The organism is Kitasatospora misakiensis (assembly GCF_042656005.1).
In the GTDB taxonomy this organism is placed as follows: Bacteria; Actinomycetota; Actinomycetes; order Streptomycetales; family Streptomycetaceae; genus Kitasatospora; species Kitasatospora misakiensis.
The window spans coordinates 43,686-61,643 of the sequence record NZ_JBHSOF010000051.1 but is presented as its reverse complement, the minus strand read 5'-3'; the positions used below and the strand labels follow the sequence as shown (position 1 = coordinate 61,643).

Annotated in this window: 17 protein-coding genes; 10 read left to right on the top strand and 7 right to left on the bottom strand. The window is 75.8% G+C overall.

The features are described from left to right. The 4 genes from ACFP3U_RS29845 to ACFP3U_RS29830 form a co-directional block, all read left to right on the top strand. Positions 1 to 1,060: ABC transporter permease (locus tag ACFP3U_RS29845; protein WP_380228834.1), on the top strand; the 1,060-nt coding region annotated here is incomplete at its 5' end. A 32-nt stretch (positions 1,061 to 1,092) separates the two neighbouring features. Then, positions 1,093 to 2,811, top strand: a complete 1,719-nt coding sequence (locus tag ACFP3U_RS29840; protein WP_380228833.1) for a dipeptide ABC transporter ATP-binding protein — start codon at positions 1,093 to 1,095, stop codon at positions 2,809 to 2,811. 134 nt (positions 2,812 to 2,945) lie between these two features. Then, positions 2,946 to 3,509 (top strand): EF-hand domain-containing protein, encoded by a 564-nt coding sequence (locus ACFP3U_RS29835; RefSeq protein WP_380228832.1) that lies wholly within the window; start codon positions 2,946 to 2,948, stop codon positions 3,507 to 3,509. 289 nt (positions 3,510 to 3,798) lie between these two features. Further along, a complete protein-coding gene (locus ACFP3U_RS29830; protein WP_380228831.1) occupies positions 3,799 to 4,875 on the top strand; it encodes a PhlD in 1,077 nt (358 codons plus the stop codon). A 24-nt stretch (positions 4,876 to 4,899) separates the two neighbouring features. On the opposite strand, the gene ACFP3U_RS29825 is transcribed toward ACFP3U_RS29830, so the two are convergent. After that, positions 4,900 to 5,469 carry a TetR/AcrR family transcriptional regulator gene (locus tag ACFP3U_RS29825; RefSeq protein WP_380228830.1) on the bottom strand — a complete coding sequence of 190 codons (570 nt, stop codon included), beginning with the start codon at positions 5,467 to 5,469 and terminating at the stop codon, positions 4,900 to 4,902. Positions 5,470 to 5,577: 108 nt separating this feature from the next. On the opposite strand from ACFP3U_RS29825, the gene ACFP3U_RS29820 reads away from it, so the two are divergent. Further along, the gene (locus tag ACFP3U_RS29820; RefSeq protein ID WP_380228829.1) at positions 5,578 to 6,183 is read left to right on the top strand and encodes a dihydrofolate reductase family protein; all 606 of its coding nucleotides are present in this window, start codon (positions 5,578 to 5,580) and stop codon (positions 6,181 to 6,183) included. Here ACFP3U_RS29820 and ACFP3U_RS29815 read toward each other — a convergent pair. After that, a complete protein-coding gene (locus ACFP3U_RS29815; protein WP_380228828.1) occupies positions 6,134 to 7,165 on the bottom strand; it encodes an EamA family transporter in 1,032 nt (343 codons plus the stop codon). The genes ACFP3U_RS29820 and ACFP3U_RS29815 overlap by 50 nt on opposite strands. A 138-nt stretch (positions 7,166 to 7,303) precedes the next feature. Between ACFP3U_RS29815 and ACFP3U_RS29810 the strand changes: the two genes are divergently transcribed. From ACFP3U_RS29810 to ACFP3U_RS29790, 5 genes are all read left to right on the top strand, one after another. Next, on the top strand, positions 7,304 to 7,768 hold the full coding sequence (locus ACFP3U_RS29810) for a gamma-glutamylcyclotransferase family protein (protein ID WP_380228827.1): 465 nt from the start codon (positions 7,304 to 7,306) through the stop codon (positions 7,766 to 7,768). Positions 7,769 to 7,890: 122 nt separating this feature from the next. Then, on the top strand, positions 7,891 to 9,210 hold the full coding sequence (cbiE, locus tag ACFP3U_RS29805) for a precorrin-6y C5,15-methyltransferase (decarboxylating) subunit CbiE (protein WP_380228826.1): 1,320 nt from the start codon (positions 7,891 to 7,893) through the stop codon (positions 9,208 to 9,210). After that, positions 9,207 to 9,968, top strand: a complete 762-nt coding sequence (cobM, locus tag ACFP3U_RS29800) for a precorrin-4 C(11)-methyltransferase (RefSeq protein WP_380228825.1) — start codon at positions 9,207 to 9,209, stop codon at positions 9,966 to 9,968. Before cbiE ends, cobM begins: the two co-directional genes overlap by 4 nt. Next, positions 9,968 to 10,744 (top strand): cobalt-precorrin-6A reductase, encoded by a 777-nt coding sequence (locus tag ACFP3U_RS29795; protein WP_380228835.1) that lies wholly within the window; start codon positions 9,968 to 9,970, stop codon positions 10,742 to 10,744. Before cobM ends, ACFP3U_RS29795 begins: the two co-directional genes overlap by 1 nt. A 40-nt stretch (positions 10,745 to 10,784) precedes the next feature. After that, positions 10,785 to 11,321: a DinB family protein gene (locus tag ACFP3U_RS29790; RefSeq protein ID WP_380228824.1), complete on the top strand. Its 537-nt coding sequence runs from the start codon at positions 10,785 to 10,787 to the stop codon at positions 11,319 to 11,321. Between the two features lie 87 nt (positions 11,322 to 11,408). Here ACFP3U_RS29790 and ACFP3U_RS29785 read toward each other — a convergent pair whose 3' ends face one another. The 5 genes from ACFP3U_RS29785 to ACFP3U_RS29765 all read right to left on the bottom strand — a co-directional run bounded on the left by ACFP3U_RS29785 (position 11,409) and on the right by ACFP3U_RS29765 (position 17,811). Continuing rightward, the gene (locus ACFP3U_RS29785) at positions 11,409 to 12,938 is read right to left on the bottom strand and encodes a UDP-N-acetylglucosamine 1-carboxyvinyltransferase (protein ID WP_380228823.1); all 1,530 of its coding nucleotides are present in this window, start codon (positions 12,936 to 12,938) and stop codon (positions 11,409 to 11,411) included. Between the two features lie 159 nt (positions 12,939 to 13,097). After that, on the bottom strand, positions 13,098 to 14,231 hold the full coding sequence (locus ACFP3U_RS29780) for a cobalt-precorrin-5B (C(1))-methyltransferase (protein WP_380228822.1): 1,134 nt from the start codon (positions 14,229 to 14,231) through the stop codon (positions 13,098 to 13,100). A 117-nt stretch (positions 14,232 to 14,348) separates the two neighbouring features. Then, a complete protein-coding gene (locus tag ACFP3U_RS29775; RefSeq protein WP_380228821.1) occupies positions 14,349 to 15,923 on the bottom strand; it encodes a precorrin-2 C(20)-methyltransferase in 1,575 nt (524 codons plus the stop codon). Next, on the bottom strand, positions 15,920 to 16,546 hold the full coding sequence (locus ACFP3U_RS29770) for a precorrin-8X methylmutase (RefSeq protein ID WP_380228820.1): 627 nt from the start codon (positions 16,544 to 16,546) through the stop codon (positions 15,920 to 15,922). The genes ACFP3U_RS29775 and ACFP3U_RS29770 overlap by 4 nt, the downstream gene beginning before the upstream one ends. Then, entirely contained in the window at positions 16,543 to 17,811 is a 1,269-nt protein-coding gene (locus ACFP3U_RS29765; RefSeq protein ID WP_380228819.1) for a hypothetical protein, read from the bottom strand. Before ACFP3U_RS29765 ends, ACFP3U_RS29770 begins: the two co-directional genes overlap by 4 nt. Between the last annotated feature and the right edge of the window lie 147 nt (positions 17,812 to 17,958).

Genomic DNA, 17,958 nt, shown 5'->3' with positions numbered 1-17,958 from the left:
GCCAGCGCCCACCGCGCCCCCGACGCCCCCGGCGCCCCCGACGCCCCCCGAACCCGGACCGGCCACCATGCTCTCCTTCGCCCTGCGGCGGCTCCTCCAGGCGCTCGCCGTCCTGGCCGCGGTCTCCGCCGCCGCCTTCGCCCTCTTCTACGCCGCCCCCGCCGACCCGGCCCGCGCCGCCTGCGGCCCGCGCTGCGACACCGGCCAGGTCGCGGCGGTCCGCGCGAGCATGGGCCTGGACCAGCCGCTGCTCACCCAGTACACCGACTACCTGGCCGGGATCGTCGCCGGCCGGGACGTCCAGGACGTCGACGGGTCCGCCCTGCACTGCGACGCGCCCTGCCTCGGCTACTCCTACCGGCTGCACCAGCCGGTCACCGAGGCGCTGGTCGACCACCTGCCGGTGACCGTCTCGCTGGCGGCGGGCGCGCTGGCCGTCCTGGTGCTGTTCGGACTCGGGACCGGGTTCGTCGCCGCGCTGCGGCACGGCACCCGGACCGACCGGCTGCTCTCCGGCTTCACCCTGATCGGCGCCAGCGTGCAGATCTACTTCCTCGGCTATGTCGCCCAGTGGGGGTTGGTCTACACCACCGGACTGCTGCCGCTGCCCTCCTACACCCCGCCGGCCACCGATCCGGCCGCCTGGGCGGGCGGCATGCTGCTCCCGTGGATCGTCCTCGGCTTCGTCAACTCGGCGGTGTTCGCCCGGCTTTCGCGCTCCCAGCTGCTGGAGACGATGGACGAGGAGTACGTCCGCACCGCGCGCGGCAAGGGCCTCGGCCGGCTCCGCACGCACCTCAAGTACACCTCGCGCGGCGCCGCCGGACCGCTGGTGCAGCTGCTCGGCCTGGAGGCGGGCGCCCTGCTCGGCGGCGCGGTGATCACCGAGACGGTGTTCGGGCTGAACGGCGTGGGCCGGTTCGCCACCGAGGCCGTCGAGGGGCAGGACCTGCCGGCCGTGGTCGGCGCCGTCCTGCTCGCCGCCTGCTTCGTCGTGCTGTTCGTCGCGCTGGCCGACCTGGTGATCGCCTGGCTCGATCCGCGTATCCGCCTCGGCTGATCCCTCCCCGTCCCCGCTTGGAGCCCTTTCCCTTGACCCCTTCCCCAGCCCCCGCGACGCCCGTCGAGCCGCCCGTGCTCAGCGTCCGGGACCTCTCCGTCACCTTCGCCGACCCACGCGGCGGCGCGCCCGTCACCGCCGTCCACGGCCTCTCCTTCGACCTCGCCCGCGGTGAAGTGCTCGGCCTGGTCGGCGAGTCCGGCTCCGGCAAGTCCGCCACCGGACTCGCCGTGCTCGGCCTGCACGACCCCCGCACCACCACGGTCACCGGCTCGATCCGGCTGGGCGGGCAGGAGTTGGTGGGCGCCGGGGAGTCCGTGCTGCGGCGGGTGCGCGGCGGCCGGGTGGCCCAGGTCTTCCAGGACGCGCTCACCTCGCTCAGCCCCTTCCACACCGTCGGCGCGCAGCTCGCCGAGATGTACCGGCTGCACCACCCCGGCACGAGCCGCGCCGAGGCACGCCGGCGGGCCGTCGCGATGCTCGACCGGGTCGGCATCCCGGCCGCCCGGGTGGGCGACCACCCGCACCGGTTCTCCGGCGGCATGCGGCAGCGCGTGATGATCGCGATGGCGCTGATGAACGACCCCGACGTGCTGATCGCCGACGAGCCCACCACCGCGCTCGACGCCCGCGTCCAGCGCCAGGTGCTCGACCTGCTGGGCGAGTTGCAGCGCGAGCACGGCACCGCGGTGCTGCTGGTCAGCCACGACCTCGGGGTGGTCGCGGGCACCACGGACCGCACCCTCGTGCTGCGCGGCGGCCGGGCGGTGGAGAGCGCGCCGACCGCGAGCCTGCTGGCCGCGCCCGCGGCGCCGTACACCAGGGCCCTGGTGGGCGCCGCGCTCACGCTGGACTCCGTCCCGGGCACGCCGCTGCCGACGGTCGACGCCCCCTCGCCGTCGCTCCGCTCCCCCCGGCGGCCCGCGCCGCAGAAGGCGGCCCCCGGCCGGTGGCTGATCGAGGTCGAGGACCTCGCCGTGCACTTCCCCGGCCGGCGCCGCTTCCGCGGCTTCCCCGGCGTCCCCGGCTTCCCCGGCGTACGGGCCGAACCGGTCCGCGCGGTCGAGGGCGTCGGCCTGCGCATCGCGCCCGGGGAGACGCTCGGCCTGGTCGGCGAGTCCGGCTCCGGCAAGTCCACCACCTCGCGGGTCCTGGCCGGGCTCCAGCCCGCCACCGCCGGCACCGTCCGCTACGACGGCGTGGACGCCACCCGGCCCGGCCGGGCGCTGCGGCGGCGGCTCGGCAAGGAGATCCAGCTGGTCTTCCAGGACCCGTACGCCTCGCTCAACCCGCGCCGCACCGTCGCCCAGACCCTGGACACCCCGCTGCGCCTGCACACCGGGCTCACCGCCGAGCAGCGGCGGCGGCGGTCGGCCGAACTGCTGGAGCAGGTCGGGCTGCCGGCCGCCCATCTGGACCGCTATCCGCACGAGTTCTCCGGCGGCCAGCGCCAGCGGATCGGCATCGCCCGCGCGCTCGCCCCCGAGCCCCGGCTGATCATCGCCGACGAGCCGGTCTCCGCCCTGGACGTCTCGGTCCAGGCGCAGGTCCTCAACCTGCTGATGGAGCTGCGCGAACGGCTCGGCGTGGCCTTCCTGTTCGTCTCGCACGACCTCGCGGTGGTCCGGCACTTCTGCGACCGGGTGGCCGTGATGCACCGCGGCCGGCTGGTCGAATCCACCGACCGCGACCGGCTGTTCACCGCTCCGCACACCGACTACGCCCGGGGCCTGCTCGCCGCCGCGCACTGAGCGGCGCAGGGGCGGTGGACGGGCTGCGGGCGGGCCGGCGGCAGTTCGGGGCTTCGGCTGCGCGGCCGGTGCCCGACGGGTTAGCGTGCTCCGACTGACCGCTGTGACTGATCTGTTCTGAGCCCGGGGGAGACGTGTCCGAGGAAAAGCTGCTCGCCAGGATCCACCACGGGTTCGACCACCTCGACGCCGACGGCGACGGCCTGGTCACCGAACACGACCACGTGCTGATGGGCCGGGCGGTGGCCCGTTCGCTGGGGCACGCGGAGGAGTCGACCGCCGAGGAACGGATCGTCGACGCCTACCTCGCCATCTGGCGCGACCTGCACGTCTCCCAACTGCCCGCCGGCACCACGGCGGTCGGCCGCGCCCAGTTCGTCGCCGCGACCCGCTCGCTCGCCGACGATCCGGTGGCCGCGCGGACGGTGTACGGCGCCCTCGCCGAGGCGTACCTCGCGATCGCCGACGTGGACGGCAGCGGCACGGTGGACGCGGGCGAGTTCTTCGTCTTCCAGCGCGGCAACTTCTCCGCGCTCTCCCGCGACGACGCGGACGAGGCCTTCCACCGGCTGGACCTGGACGGTGACGGCCTGCTCTCCGCCGAGGAGTTCGTCGCCGGCCTGATCGAGTTCTGGACCAGCCGCGAGCCCGAGGCCCCCGGCCACTGGTGGGCCGGGCGCCCTCCGTACGCGGTCTGATCCGGGCCGTCCGAACGGGCCTCGCGTACGGCGACGGTGCGGGTGATCCGCGCAGGTCGCCGGGGGTCTCCCGGCCGGAGGCGAGGGACGGGGCGGGGACGGCGGCGGGCCGGCCCGGCGGGTAGCGTGGCGCTACCGGCGCCCGGGCGGGCTGGACGGTCACGACGGGTCGGCACGCCCCGGCCCCGGGCCGGCCGCGCGCCGCGCCGGACGGCGCGCCCCCGAACGCCCGGGGCCGGCCGTCGCGTCCGGCCGGGCGCGACACGCACAGCCCCAAGGAACCATCCGCATGCCCAGCACGGCCCCCACCTCCGCCGTCCCCGCCCACGTCAGCCGCCCGGCGCTCGCCCTCGGTCCCCACACCGTGACGGCGGAGCGGATCCGGGAGGACATCCTCGACCGCAACCCCGACTACCCGGACCGTCAGGCGCAGACCGTCCGGCTGGCCCTCGGCAACCTGCCCGGCACCCGCCGCTACTTCCAGCCCTACGAGCTGGTCAGCTCCCCCGACCGCACCGCCGCCGAGCGCAAGACCACGACCTTCGGCGACCTGCTGGCCGCCGCCGAACGCGCCGCCGCCGAGGCGATGGCGACGGCGGGCGTACGGGCCGAGCAGGTCGACTGCGTGATCGTCTCCAGCGCGACCGGCGACGCGATACCGGGGCTGGACGTCCACCTCCAGCAGAACCTCGGCCTGCGCCCCGACGTCAGCCGCCTGCCGATGAGTCAGCTGGCCTGCGCCGGAGGCGCGCACGTGCTGCTCACGGCCCGCCGGTTCCTCGCCTGGAACCCGGCCGCCGTGGTGCTGGTGGTCGCCGCCGAGTCGCTCTCCTCGATGTACCAGAACACCCGCACCTCGGTGGAGGACCAGATCTACAAGGGCCTCTGGGGCGACGCGGCGGCGGCGGCCGTGGTCACGGCGGAGCAGCGCACGCCGGGCCTGCGGCTGGAGCACTGCTTCGAGTACACCATCCCGCACTCCACCGACCGCTACCGCAAGCTGACGGACCACCGCGGCGACCACTTCGCCTCCACCCGCGCCTCGCTCCGCTCGGTCACCGACCTGGGCCCGGCCCTGCTCGACTGGCTGGACCGGCACGGCGGGCGGGCGCTGGACTTCGGCGTGCTGCACCCGGGCGGCCCAGCGATCCTGGACCGGCTCGGGGCGCTGCTCGGCGTCGACGAGGCCTTCCTGGGGCACTCCCGGGGCGTCCTCGCCGAGGAGGGCAACCTGGGCGGCGCCACCGTCTTCTCCGTCCTCGCCCGCACCCACCGCACGCCCCCGCCCGCCGGGGCCCGCGGCCTGCTGCTGGGGATCGGGCCCGGGGTCACCCTGAGCACCCTGCTCACCACCTGGTCGGGGTGAGCCGGCCGTCCCAGTGCTTCGGCGCTACGGGACGATGCGGGCGGTCAGGGTGTCGACGAGGGCCGGGAGGGCGTCGACGCCGAGGACGTCGGGGAGGGTGAGGTGCTCGACGAGCAGGCCGGTCATCGCCAGGTAGAGGACGACGACGGTCTCGCGGTCGCCGGGCAGGCCCTCCCCCAGGTGGTAGGCGACGTTGGCCTCCAGCTGCTCGCGGACGGTGGCGGTGAGCTGGGCGCGCAGTTCCGGCCGGCGGGTGGCCTCCAGCCGCAGTTCGAGCAGGGCGAGGTAGCCGGACCGGTCGGCGTGGACGCGGCGGACCAGGTCGTGCAGCAGGGCGGTGACCAGGGCCCGGTCCCGGGGCGCGCGGAGCAGTTCGGCGAGGACCACCGGATCGGGGGTGAGCCGGTGGTGGATGTGCCGGGCGGTCTGGTCGAGCAGCTCGTCCCGGTTGGCGAAGTAGTTGGACGCCGTGCCGGCCGGGACGCCCGCCCGGACGTCCACCGCGCGGAAGGTGAGTCCGCGCGCGCCCTGTTCGGCGAGGACGTCGATCGCGGCGTCGGTCAGCGCCGTGCGGCGGGCGGGGTTCTGGGCCATCGCTGAAACTCCCTCAGGAAAACTCTTGTAACCACTACAGTCGGAGTACTATAAATGTCGTGGTTCGCCTGGCGGACCGCCACCGACCAACACGTTCCAAGGATGTGGATGCGAAAGCTCACCTACTACGTCGGCGCCTCCCTCGACGGCTTCATCGCCGCCCCGGACGGCGACTACGAGTTCCTCATGCGGTACGTGGACGGGGAGTTCCTCTCCTTCGTCTGCGCGGAGTTCCCCGAGGCCCTGCCGACCCCCGCCCGGGCGGCGATGGGTGTCGACGCGCCCAACAAGCGCTTCGACACCGTGCTCATGGGCCGCGGCACCTACGATCCGGGCCTGGCCATGGGGCTCCACAGCCCGTACGCCCACCTGCGGCAGATCGTCTTCTCGCGCAGTCTGACCGAGAGCCTCGACCCCGCGGTGGAGGTCACCGCAGCAGACCCGCTGGCCCGGATCCGCGAGCTCAAGCAGGAGGACGGCCTCGGCATCTGGCTCTGCGGCGGCGGCGAGCTCGCCGGCCGGCTGCTGCCGGAGATCGACGAACTGATCGTCAAGCAGTACCCGGTCGTGGTCGGCTCCGGCGTCCCGCTGTTCCGCGCGGACTTCGCCCCGCAGGCGTTCACCTTCCTGGGCTCCCGGAGCCTCGGCAACGGGACCAACGTGCTCACTTTCGAGCGGGCCGCCGGGTCGACGAGCGCGCCGACGACCGGCTGACGCTCACCACCAGGCACACGCCGGCGACCACGACGGCCCCGCCCACCAGGGTGGGGCCGGTCAGTGGTTCGGCCAGCACCAGCCAGCCGAGCAGCACGGCCACCACCGGGTTCACGTACGCGTAGGTGCCCACCAGGGTCAGCGGGGCGGAGCGCAGCAGCCAGGCGTACGCGGTGAAGGCGACCAGCGAGCCGAACACCACCAGGTAGGCGAGCGCCAGCCAGGACCGGGTGGACACCTCGCCGAGGTGCAGCCCGCGCTCCTCCCCGCGAGCCAGGCCGATCAGCAGGTTGCCCAGCCCGCCGATCAGCATCTGGTAGGCGCTCGACGCGAAGACGTTGGCGGGCATCGTGCAGCGCTTGGACGCGAAGGAGCCGGATGCCCAGGCGACGGTGGCGGCGATGATCGCGACCACCCCGGCGGGCGCGATGTCGCCGCCGATCGCCGGGGCGGAGAGCACGGCCAGGCCGGCCAGGCCGAGCAGCACGCCGGCCAGCTCGGCCCGCTTCGGCCGGTCGCCGCCGGCCGCCCCCAGCAGCACCATCCAGAGCGGCACGACCGCCACCAGCAGCGCGGTCAGGCCGGAGGGTACGGACATCTCGCCGAGCACGACGAGGCCGTTGCCGCCGGTCAGCAGCAGGACGCCGACCAGGGCCGCGGAGCCCAACTGCCGGAGGTTCACCCGGAATCCGGCCCGGCCGTGGCGGACGGCGACGAAGCCGGCGAGCAGCAGACCGGCGGTCAGGAAGCGCGCGGCGGCGGAGAGGAAGGACGGCATCGTCTCCACCGCGATCCGGATCGCCAGGTAGGTCGAGCCCCAGACGACGTAGACCACCGCGAGCGCCACCCACACGCCGAGCCCGAGCCGCCCGGCGACCGCCGGGGAGCCGCCGGAGGCTTTGGAGTCGCCGGCGCCGCCCGGAGCCGCGGCGGGGCGGGCGGGCGTGGGCGCGGCCGGCCCGCGTTCGACGGGAGCTGTCATGGGTGTCCCCCTAGGACGGTGCTGGCGATTCACCGGACATGACACCGCATCGGCGGCCCCGCGCGCCAGTGGGTATCACCAGGCGGTCACCATCGAGACCCGCCGGCCGCCGCGGCCGCCCCGTCCAGGAGGAACCCCGTGCCCCAGGCCCCGTCCACGCCACCCGCCCCGCCCGCCCCCGGCGGCGCGCCCGCCCTCCCCTTCTTCGTCTACGGGACCCTGCTCACCGGGGAGCGCAACCACGCGGTGTTCCTCGCGGGCCGGTGCGCCGACGTACGGGCGGCGGTGCTGGACTGCGCGGCGCTGCACGCGGGGCCCGGGTACCCGTACGCCGTGCCGGACACCGACCCGGGCCGGCGGATCCTCGGCGAGCTGGTCACCGTCCGCCCCGCCGCCTACCCGGAGGCGCTCGCCGCCCTGGACCGGCTGGAGGACTGCCGGCCGGACGGCCGCGGCGCGTACGTTCGCGAGCGGCTGACCGTCCGCACCGGCGACGGCGGCAGCGCGGACGCCTGGGTGTACCTGGCCGGACCGGACGTCAGCGCCCGGCTGCGCGCCCACCCGGCGCTCATCGCGTCCGGCGACTGGCGGCGCCGCCGGTGAGGACGCCGGACCGCCGCCGTCCGGGGCCGCACCCTGGCCGACCGCGCGGCGAATACCGCCAGGTAGGCTGCCCCCACCCGCCCCGCGACCAGCCCGCGCGCCCGCCCCCGAGGAGCCCCCCGGTGCCCCAGCAGCCACCCCCGATCACCGTCGTCGGGATCGGGGCCGACGGCTGGCCCGGCCTCGCCGGCACCGCGCGCGCCGCCCTGCGGGCCGCCGGGGCCGTGATCGGCGGCCCCCGGCAGCTCGACCTGCTGCCCGCCGAGGAGGTCGGCGCCCAACGCGTGCCCTGGCCCTCCCCGCTGCGCCCGGCCGTCCCCGGCCTGCTCGCCCGGTACGCGCCGAACCGGCTGGTCGTCCTGGCCAGCGGCGACCCGATGTTCTACGGCATCGGCCGCACCCTCGCCGAGACCGCCGGCCCCGAGCGGCTGCGCGTCCTGCCGCACCCCTCCTCCGTCGCGTACGCCTGCGCCCGGCTCGGCTGGCCGCTGGAGTCCACCGAGGTGGTCAGCCTGGTCGGCCGCCCGGCGGACACCCTGCGCCTCGCCCTCAACCCCGGCCGCCGGCTGCTCGTGCTCAGCGCCGACGCCGCCACCCCGGCCGCCGTCGCCGCGCTGCTCACCGCGAGCGGCCACGGCTCGGCCCGGCTGCGCGTCCTCGAACAGCTCGGCGGGCCCGGCGAGCGGCAGCTGGACGGCCCCGCCGACGGCTGGCCGCACCCGCCCGGCGACCCGCTCAACCTGATCGCCGTCGAGCTCGGCGCCGACGGCCCGCGCACCCCGGTCGTGCCCGGCCTGCCCGACGACGCGTACGAGAGCGACGGCCAGCTGACCAAGCGGCACGTGCGCGCCGCCACCCTCGCCACCCTGGGCCCCGTCCCCGGCGAACTGCTCTGGGACATCGGCGGCGGCTCCGGCTCGATCGCGATCGAGTGGCTGCGCGCCCACCGCGACAACCGGGCCGTCACGGTCGAACGGGACCCGGTGCGGGCCGAGCGGATCGCCCGCAACGCCGCCGCGCTCGGCGTACCCCGGCTGCGCGTGGTCACCGGCCCCGCTCCGGACGCGCTCGCCGGACTGCCCGCCCCGGACGCGGTGTTCGTCGGCGGCGGCCTCACCGCGCCCGGCCTGCTGGACGCCTGCTGGGCCGCGCTGCCGCCGGGCGGCCGGCTGGTCGCCAACACGGTGACCCTGGAGTCGGAGGCGCTGCTCACCACCTGGTACCGGCGGCACGGCGGCGAGCTGCTTCGGCTCGCCGTGGCGCACGCCGTCCCGGTCGGCGGCTTCACCGGCTGGCGGCAGGCGATGCCGGTCACCCAGTGGTCCGCCGTCAAGCCCGCCGACCCCGGCGCCGGACCCCCCGCCGCAGAGCCGCCCACCGCCGTAGAGCCGCCCGCCGCCCTCGCCGCCGAGCCCACCGCCTCCCAGGAGAACGCCTCGTGACCGTCCACTTCATCGGGGCCGGCCCCGGTGCCGCCGACCTGATCACCCTGCGCGGCCAGCGGATCCTGGCCCGCGCCGAGGTCTGCCTCTACGCCGGCAGCCTGGTCCCGCGCGAGCTGCTCGCCGAGTGCCCGCCCGGCGCCCGGCTGATCGACACCGCCAACCTCACGCTCGACCGGATCATCGAGGAGATGGTCGCCGCGCACGCCGCCGGGCAGGACGTCGCCCGGCTGCACTCCGGCGACCCGTCCGTGTTCAGCGCCGTCGCCGAGCAGATGCGCCGGCTCGACGCGGCCGGCGTCCCCTACGAGGTGGTCCCGGGCGTGCCGGCCTTCGCCGCCGCGGCGGCGGCGCTCAAGCGCGAGCTGACTGTCCCGACCGTCGGCCAGACCGTCATCCTCACCCGGATCGCCAAGCGCGCCACCCCGATGCCGGAGGGCGAGGACCTCGCCACCCTCGGCCGCAGCGGCGCCCTGCTGGTGCTGCACCTGGCCGCCGGGTACGTGGACGACGTGGTCGAGCAGCTGCTGCCGCACTACGGGGCGGACTGCCCGGCCGCCGTGGTCGCGATGGCCAGCCGGCCGGACGAACTGGTGCTGCGCGGCACCGTCGGGGACATCGCCGGGCAGCTGAAGGCGGCCGGCGTGGTCCGCACGGCGGTGATCATCGTCGGCCGGACCCTGGCCGCCGAGCAGTTCCGCGACAGCCACCTCTACTCCGCCGACCGCGAGCGGCCGCACGAGCCCTGCGGCGCGTGATGGCCGACCCCGCCCGGCGCCACCTGCTGATCCTCGGCGGCACCACCGAGGCCCGCGCCCTCGCCGCCGCGCTCGCCGACGCCTCCTCCTCGGCGGGGGCGCGGGTCACCAGCTCGCTCGCCGGGCGGGTCGCCGAGCCCCGGCTGCCCGCCGGCGAGGTCCGGATCGGCGGCTTCGGCGGCCCCGAGGGCCTCGCCGACTGGCTGCGCGCCGAGCGGGTCGACGCCGTGGTCGACGCCACCCACCCGTTCGCCGCCGTGATGTCCCGCAACGCCGCCGAGGCCGCCCGGGCCACCGGTGTCCCGCTGCTGGCGCTGCGCCGCCCCGGCTGGGCGCCGGTGGCCGGCGACCGCTGGCACCCCGTCCCGTCCCTGGCCGCCGCCGCGGAGCTGCTCCCCTCGCTCGGCCGGCGGATCCTGCTCACCACCGGCCGGCAGGGCATCGGCGCCTTCGCCCACCTCGACGGGCTGCACTTCGTGGCCCGCTCGGTCGATCCGCCCGAGCCGCCGGTGCCCGCCTCGCTCGACGTCCTGCTCGACCGCGGCCCGTTCACCCTGGACGCCGAGCGGGCGGTGCTGCGCGAGCACCGGATCGAGGTCGTGGTCACCAAGGACAGCGGCGGCGCGGCCACCGCGCCCAAACTCACCGCGGCGCGCGAACTCGGCCTGCCCGTGGTGATCGTGGAGCGCCCGCCGCTGCCGGCCGGCGTGCCGGTCGCGCGGACCGTCGAGGCCGCCCTGGCCTGGTGGTCCGCGCAGGGGCCCGATCCTCGGTAATTCCCGTCCGGGGAAGACCCGTTCGTGTCAGGATGGCTCGATGAGCGACGCCTACGACCGCGCCGACGCCGCGCGCACCGAACCGCCCCAGGCCGCCGAGGAACGCGACACCCTGGTCGGCTTCCTCGAATTCCTCCGCCAGACCTTCGCGATGAAGTGCGCCGGGCTGACCACCGAACAGCTCCGCGCCCGCCCCCTCGCGCCGTCCGAACTCTCCCTCCTCGGACTGACCCGCCACCTGGCCGAGGTGGAGCGCGGCTGGTTCCGCAACACCCTCGACAACGAGGCTGCCCTCCGGATCTGGCAGCACCCCGACGGCAGCCCCGCCGCCTTCGACGCGGAGCACGCCGACCAGGACGAGGCCTTCGCCGTCTGGCGCGCCGAGTGCGACCACGCCCGCGAACTCGCCGCCGCCGCACCGTCCCTGGACGTCCTCGGCCACCGCCGGTCGGCCGACGGCCGGGAGGAGTCCTACTCGCTGCGCTGGATCCTCACCCACATGATCGAGGAGTACGCCCGCCACAACGGCCACGCCGACCTCCTCCGCGAACACCTCGACGGCCGCACCGGCGAGTAAGCCGCTCCGACGCGCCATGGCACCGACGGCTGAGGCCCCGGCCGCGCGCGGGGGCGCGGCGGGGGCCTCCGGGGGCGGGGTCCGGGATCAGATGTCGCGGAAGGTCTCGATCTGGGCGCCGATGGAGTTGAGGCGCTCGGCGAGGTCCTCGTAACCGCGGTTGATCACGTAGACGTTGCGGAGCACCGAGGTGCCCTTGGCGGCGAGCATCGCGAGCAGGATGACGACCGCGGGGCGCAGCGCGGGCGGGCAGACCATCTCGGCGGCGCGCCAGCGGGTCGGGCCCTGGACGAGGACGCGGTGCGGGTCGAGGAGCTTGATGTCCGCGCCGAGCCGGGTGAGTTCGGTGAGGTAGATGGCGCGGTTGTCGTACACCCAGTCGTGGATCATCGTGGTGCCGTGGGCGGCCGCGGCGATGGCGGCGAAGAACGGCACGTTGTCGATGTTGATGCCGGGGAAGGGCATCGGGTGGATGGTGTCGATCGGCGCGGTGAGCTTCGACGGGCGCACGGTGAGGTCGACCAGCCGGGTGCGGCCGTTGTGGGCGCGGTACTCGGGGGTGCGGTCGTAGTCGAGGCCCATGCCCTCCAGCACGGCGAGCTCGATCTCCAGGAACTCGATCGGCACCCGGCGGACGGTCAGCTCGGAGGAGGTGACCACGGCGGCGGCGAGCAGGCTCATCGCCTCCACCGGGTCCTCGGCCGGGGTGTAGTCGACGTCGCAGGTGATCTCGGGGACGCCGTGCACGGTGAGGGTGGTGGTGCCGACGCCGTCGATCCGGACGCCCAGCTTCTCCAGGAAGAAGCAGAGGTCCTGGACCATGTAGTTGGGCGAGGCGTTGCGGATGACGCTGACGCCGTCGTGGCGGGCGGCGGCGAGCAGGGCGTTCTCGGTGACGGTGTCCCCGCGCTCGGTCAGCACGATCGGCCGGTCCATCGCCGTGCCGGGCTGGACGGAGGCGTGGTAGGCGCCGCCGGTGGTGGCGACCTCCAGGCCGAACCGGCGCAGCGCGGTGAGGTGCGGCTGGACGGTTCGGGTGCCGAGGTCGCAGCCGCCGGCGTAGGGGATGGCGAAGCTGTCGGCGCGGTGCATCAGCGGGCCGAGGAACATCAGCACGCTGCGGGTGCGGCGGGCGGCCTCGACGTCCATGCCGGCCAGGTCGAGCTCGGCGGGCGGGGTGAGTTCGAGGTCGCGGCCGTCGTTGATCCAGCGGCTCCTGACGCCGATGCTGGTGAGCACTTCGAGGATCCGGTAGACCTCCTCGATGCGGGCGACGCTGCGCAGGGTGGTGCGACCGGTGGTCAGCAGCGAGGCGCAGAGGATGGCCACGCAGGCGTTCTTGCTGCTGCGGACGTCGATCGCGCCGGAGAGGGTGGTGCCGCCGGCGACCCTCAGGTGCATCGGGCCGGAGTAGCCGAGGGAGACGATCTCGCTGTCGAGCGCTTCGCCGATGCGGGCGATCATCTCAAGGCTGACGTTCTGCTTGCCCTGCTCGATGCGGTTGACCGCGCTCTGGCTGGTGCCGAGGGCCTCGCCGAGCTGGGCCTGGGACCAGCCGCGGTGCTGACGCGCGGTACGGATGAGGGTGCCGATACGGGTGAGGTAGTCGCCTGTCACTCGCCAGACGATATCTCATGACTGAGATAGCGACAGAACCGATCCTGGGCGCGGCGCGACATTTGTCCGTTTCTCGCCCCGTATGGGCGTCAGATCTTCACATCACGGCGAGGTTCCTGGGACACGCCTGATACAGAACGCCGTGGAGGAGGACGGCCCTCAGGGCCCCAGCGGTTCCGCGCGGCCGACGATCGTCCCCGCCCGGTCGATGCAGATGACGTCCACCGCGACCGGCGAACCGACCAGCACCCCGAGCGCGGTGGCCCGGGCCGCCTCGGCCACCAGGTCGCCCAGCGGCACCCCGGCCGCCCGGCAGAGCTGGATCGCCTCCAGCGCGGTGTTGGCCGCGGCGACCGCCGCCGTCAGGCCCTCGTCCGCGCCGCCCGCGCGGGCCAGCTCGGCCAGGTACCCCTTGTCCACCTGGGAGCGCGCCGAGTGCAGGTCGAGGTGGCCGGCGGCGAGCTTGGAGAGCTTGGCGAACCCGCCGGCGATGGTCAGCCGCGGCACCGGGTGGCGCTTGAGGTACTTGAGCACGGCGCCCGCGAAGTCACCCATGTCGAGCAGCGCGTCCTCGGGCAGGCCGTGCACGGCGACGGCCACCTTCTCCGAGGTCGAGCCGGTGCAGCCGGCCACGTGCGTCCGCCCGGCGGCCCGCGCCACGTCCACCCCGCGCCGGATCGAGTCGATCCAGGCCGAGCAGGAGTAGGGGACGACGATCCCGGTGGTGCCGAGGATGGAGAGCCCGCCGAGGATGCCGAGGCGGGGGTTCCAGGTGGACCGGGCGATCTCCTCGCCGTGGTCGACGGAGATCTCCACCACCACGTCCCCGCTGCCGCCGCACTCCGCCGCGACCTCGGCGACCGCGTCCCGGATCATCTGCCGGGGCACCGGGTTGATGGCCGGCTCGCCGACCGGCAGCGGCAGCCCGGCCTTGGTGACCGTCCCCACCCCCGGCCCGGCCCGGAACACCACGCCCGCACCCGGCTCCCCCGCCCGCACGGTGGACCGCACCAGCGCCCCGTGCGTGACGTCCGGATCGTCCCCGGCGTCCTTGACCACCCCGGCCATCGCCCGCCGCCCGCCGTCCGGCTCCTCGCTGAGCAGCTCCGCCGCGAGCGCGAAGGCCGGCCGCTGCCCCTTCGGCAGGGTGATCTCCACCGGATCGGGAAAGGCCCCGGTGAGCAGCGCCCGGTACGCGGCCTTGGTCGCCGCCGTGGCACACGCCCCGGTCGTCCAGCCGTGCCGCAGCCCACTGCTCCTCAGCTGCCCGGCCCGCCCACCGACCTCGCCCATGACGGTCTCCTCGCCTCGCACTCGCACCCGACTCCTGCCTCCGGGCCGCGTCCCATCCTCCCCTGCCGTCCGGCCTCGGGCGCACCCGAGGCCGGACGGCCTTCCGCGCGGGGGTGGTCAGGCCTCCGGGTAGCGGCGGGGGGTCCAGGTGACGTCCGGGTGGGGGGTGCGGGGGACGTGCTGGGTCTGGGAGGAGCCGATGAGGAGGATGGTGCGCATGTCGACCTCGGCGGGGTCGAGGTCGGCGAGGCGGACGGTGCGGACGCGTTCGGTGGGGCCGCCGACGTCGCGGGCCATCACCACCGGGGTCTCCGGGGCGCGGTACTCCAGCAGGAGGTCGCGCGCCCGGCCGACCTGGGTGGTGCGGGACTGCGAGCCGGGGTTGTAGAGGGCGAGCACGAGGTCCGCGCCGGCGGCGGCGCGCAGGCGGGCGGCGACGACCTCCCAGGGCTTGAGGCGGTCGGAGAGCGAGACCACCGCGTAGTCGTGGCCGAGCGGGGCGCCGGCCCGGGACGCGGCCGCGTGCGCGGCGGTCATCCCGGGGACGATCCGCACCGGCACCTCCCGGTAGGCCTCCTCGCAGGCGACCTCCAGGACGGCGGTGGCCATCGCGAAGACGCCCGGGTCGCCGGAGGAGACCACCACGACCCGGTGGCCGCGGCGGGCCAGCTCCAGGGCGAACTCGGCGCGCTCGGACTCCACCTTGTTGTCGGAGCCGTGCCGGGTCTGGCCGGGCCGGACCGGCACCCGGTCGAGGTAGGTGGTGTAGCCGACCAGGTCGGTGGCGGCGGCGAGGGCGCCGCGCGCCTCGGGGGTCAGCCAGAGCGGGCCGGCCGGGCCGGTGCCGACCACGGTGACGCTGCCCGGGCCGCTCAGGTCGGGGGCCGGGGCCTCCAGCGGCGCGACCTTGCTGGGCAGCACGGCCACCGAGAAGTACGGGACGCTGTCGGGGTCGACGGAGGCCAGCGGGGCGGTCCGCTCGCCGTCCATGAACGCCCGCTCGACGTACTGGGCGTCGGCCAGCCGGCCGGCCCGCTCCAGGGCGCGGCGCACGGTCGGGAAGGTGCGGCCGAGCTTCATGACGACGGCGGAGTCCGCGGCGGCCAGGCGTGCGGTCAGCTCCTCCTCGGGCAGCGTGCCGGGGATGACGGTGAGGGTCTCCTCGGCCTCGGTGAGCGGCTGGCCGAGCCGGGCCGCGGCGGCGCTGACCGAGGTCACCCCGGGCACCACCTCGGTCGGGTAGCGGTGCGCGAGGCGCTTGTGCATGTGCTGGTAGGAGCCGTAGAAGAACGGGTCTCCCTCGGCGAGCACCACCACGTCGCGGCCGGCGTCCAGGTGGGCGGCCAGCCGCTCGGCGGCCTCCTGGTAGAAGTCGTCGAGCGCGCCCCGGTAGCCGCCGGGGTGGTCGGTGGTCTCCACGGTGATCGGGTAGACCAGCTTCTCCTCGATCTGACCGCCCGTCAGATAGCGCTCGGCGATGGATCGGGCGATCGAGCGGCCGTGCCGCGCACTGTGGTACGCCACCACGTCGGCCTTGCCGATGAGTTCGGCGGCGCGGACGGTCACCAGCGAGGGGTCGCCCGGGCCGAGGCCCACCCCGTAGAGCCGGCCGGTCTGCCGCCGGCCGGTCTGCCGCCGGCCGGCCTGCTGATGATCGGCCTGCTGCTGCCCGGTCTGCTGATGCTCCGTCATTCTTCCTCGCTCGCAATCGCGTTGATCGCGGCGGCGGCCATCGCGCTGCCGCCGCGCCGGCCGCGCACCACCAGGTGCTCCAGCCCGGCCGGGTGCGCGGCCAGGGCCTCCTTGGACTCGGCCGCGCCGATGAAGCCCACCGGCACGCCGATCACCGCGGCCGGGCGCGGGGCGCCGGCCTCGATCAGCTCCAGCAGGCGGAAGAGCGAGGTCGGCGCGTTGCCGACGGCGACGACCGCGCCCTCCAGGCGGGGCAGCCACAGCTCCATGGCGGCGGCGCTGCGGGTGTTGCCCATCGCCCGGGCCAGCTCCGGCACGGACGGGTCGGTGAGGGTGCAGATCACCTCGTTGTCGGCGGGCAGCCGCTTGCGCGTGACGCCGCTGGCGACCATGTTGACGTCGCACAGGATCGGCGCCCCGGCGCGCAGGGCGGCGCGCGCGGAGGCGACCACGCCGGGCGAGTAGACGAGGTCCTCGACCAGGTCGACCATGCCGCAGGCGTGGATCATCCGCACCGCGACCCGGGAGACGTCCGCCGGCAGCGCGGCCAGGTCGGCCTCGGCCCGGATGGTGGCAAAGGACTGGCGGTAGATGGACGCGCCGTCCTTCTCGTAGTCGATCACGTGGTGGTCCTCCGGGCCGCGGCGACCGCCGCGGCCATCTCCTCGTTCGTCACTTCCACGGCGGTGTCCCGCCCCGGCGGCCCGCCGGCCACCGTGACCCGGTAGCCCGGCCCGGTCGCCAGTACGTCCACCCACCGTCCGGCGGGGTGGCCGCAGCGGCGTTCGCAGCCCGACCAGTGCACCGGCAGGGCGCCGGCGGCCGGCGGGGCGGCGGCGTCCAGCGCCCGGGCGGCGTCGGCCCGGACGTCGACCGGCGACTTCGCGCAGCCGGGCAGCCCGGTGCAGGCGCTCGCGCCCTCCCAGGCCGTCCCGCCGGCCGCCCGGAAACCGGCGGCGGCGAGTTCGGGGAGCCGCGCGGCGGAGCCGCCGGGCAGCACCGCGGCGCGCCACGGGGTCAGCCGCAGCTCGCCCTCGGCGGCGTCGACCAGCGCCCGCCACTGCGCGGCCGTGGCCACGCCGAAGCGCCGGCCGACGTGCCGGCCGACGTGCCGGCCGTCGCTCCCAGGGCCATCGCCCCCGGCGCCGTCGCCGGACAGGGCGCCGAGCGGCGGGCGGGCCCCGGGCAGCACGGGCATCGGCAGCGGGCCGGGCGGCAGCAGGTCGGGCAGTTCGCGCAGGTGCCAGGCCCGCAGGCCGGCGGCGCGCTGGGCGTCCAGGAACTCCCGGGCCGCGTCCAGGGCCGCCGCGACCGCCCCGCCGGCGGGCACCGGCCGCACGGTGGCGGCCCGGCCGAGGCGCAGCAGGGCGGTGCCGTCCGGGCCTGCGATCAATGTCACATCGGCGTCCAGCGCGGCGACGTCGCCGCGGCCGTCGTCCAGGGCGAAGAGGAACTTGCCGGACAGGCCGACCGCCCACGGGCTGGCGCACAGGGCCTGGTCGAGGGCGCGCGCCCAGGCGCGCACGTCGGCCCGGCCGCCGGCCGGGCCGGGCGAGGCGACGATGTTGCGGACCCGTTCGTGGGTGTCGGAGGGCAGCAGGCCGGCGGCGCGCAGCCGCTCGGCGAGTTCGCCGCCGCAGTCCGAAGCCAGGCCGCGCAACTGGACGTTGCCGCGCGAGGTGACCTCCAGCCGGCCGTCGCCGAGCGCCTGCGCCGCGTCCGCCAGCGCGAGCGCCTGACGCTCCGTCAGCAGTCCGCCGGGCAGCCGGACCCGCGCCAGGGCGCCGTCGTCGGCCGTGTGCAGACGAAGGGCCCCTGGGCAGGCGTCCGAACGCGCCCGGTCGGGCACGGCGGCGCCCGGCGCGGTGGCGTCGGGTACGGGAGGCATGGCGGCGAGCATACCGATGATCCGAAGGGATGCCCCCGTACCGTCGCTCACACCTTCGACCCCGCCCGCGCCCGCCGGAACCTGCACTCCCCCAGGTCAGCCTCACCCCGTACGATGCTCGCGGACGGTCCCCGCGGACCGTCCGCA

Bases quoted from the DNA above. Each gene is read 5' to 3' on its own strand.
- ACFP3U_RS29820 (WP_380228829.1), top strand. From the start codon at position 5,578: ATGCGAAAGCTCACCTACTACGTCGGCGCCTCCCTCGACGGCTTCATC.
- ACFP3U_RS29780 (WP_380228822.1), bottom strand. From the start codon at position 14,231: ATGGGCGAGGTCGGTGGGCGGGCCGGGCAGCTGAGGAGCAGTGGGCTG.
- ACFP3U_RS29765 (WP_380228819.1), bottom strand. From the start codon at position 17,811: ATGCCTCCCGTACCCGACGCCACCGCGCCGGGCGCCGCCGTGCCCGAC.
- ACFP3U_RS29790 (WP_380228824.1), top strand. From the start codon at position 10,785: ATGAGCGACGCCTACGACCGCGCCGACGCCGCGCGCACCGAACCGCCC.
- ACFP3U_RS29815 (WP_380228828.1), bottom strand. From the start codon at position 7,165: ATGACAGCTCCCGTCGAACGCGGGCCGGCCGCGCCCACGCCCGCCCGC.
- ACFP3U_RS29830 (WP_380228831.1), top strand. From the start codon at position 3,799: ATGCCCAGCACGGCCCCCACCTCCGCCGTCCCCGCCCACGTCAGCCGC.
- ACFP3U_RS29775 (WP_380228821.1), bottom strand. From the start codon at position 15,923: ATGACGGAGCATCAGCAGACCGGGCAGCAGCAGGCCGATCATCAGCAG.
- ACFP3U_RS29825 (WP_380228830.1), bottom strand. From the start codon at position 5,469: ATGGCCCAGAACCCCGCCCGCCGCACGGCGCTGACCGACGCCGCGATC.
- ACFP3U_RS29795 (WP_380228835.1), top strand. From the start codon at position 9,968: ATGGCCGACCCCGCCCGGCGCCACCTGCTGATCCTCGGCGGCACCACC.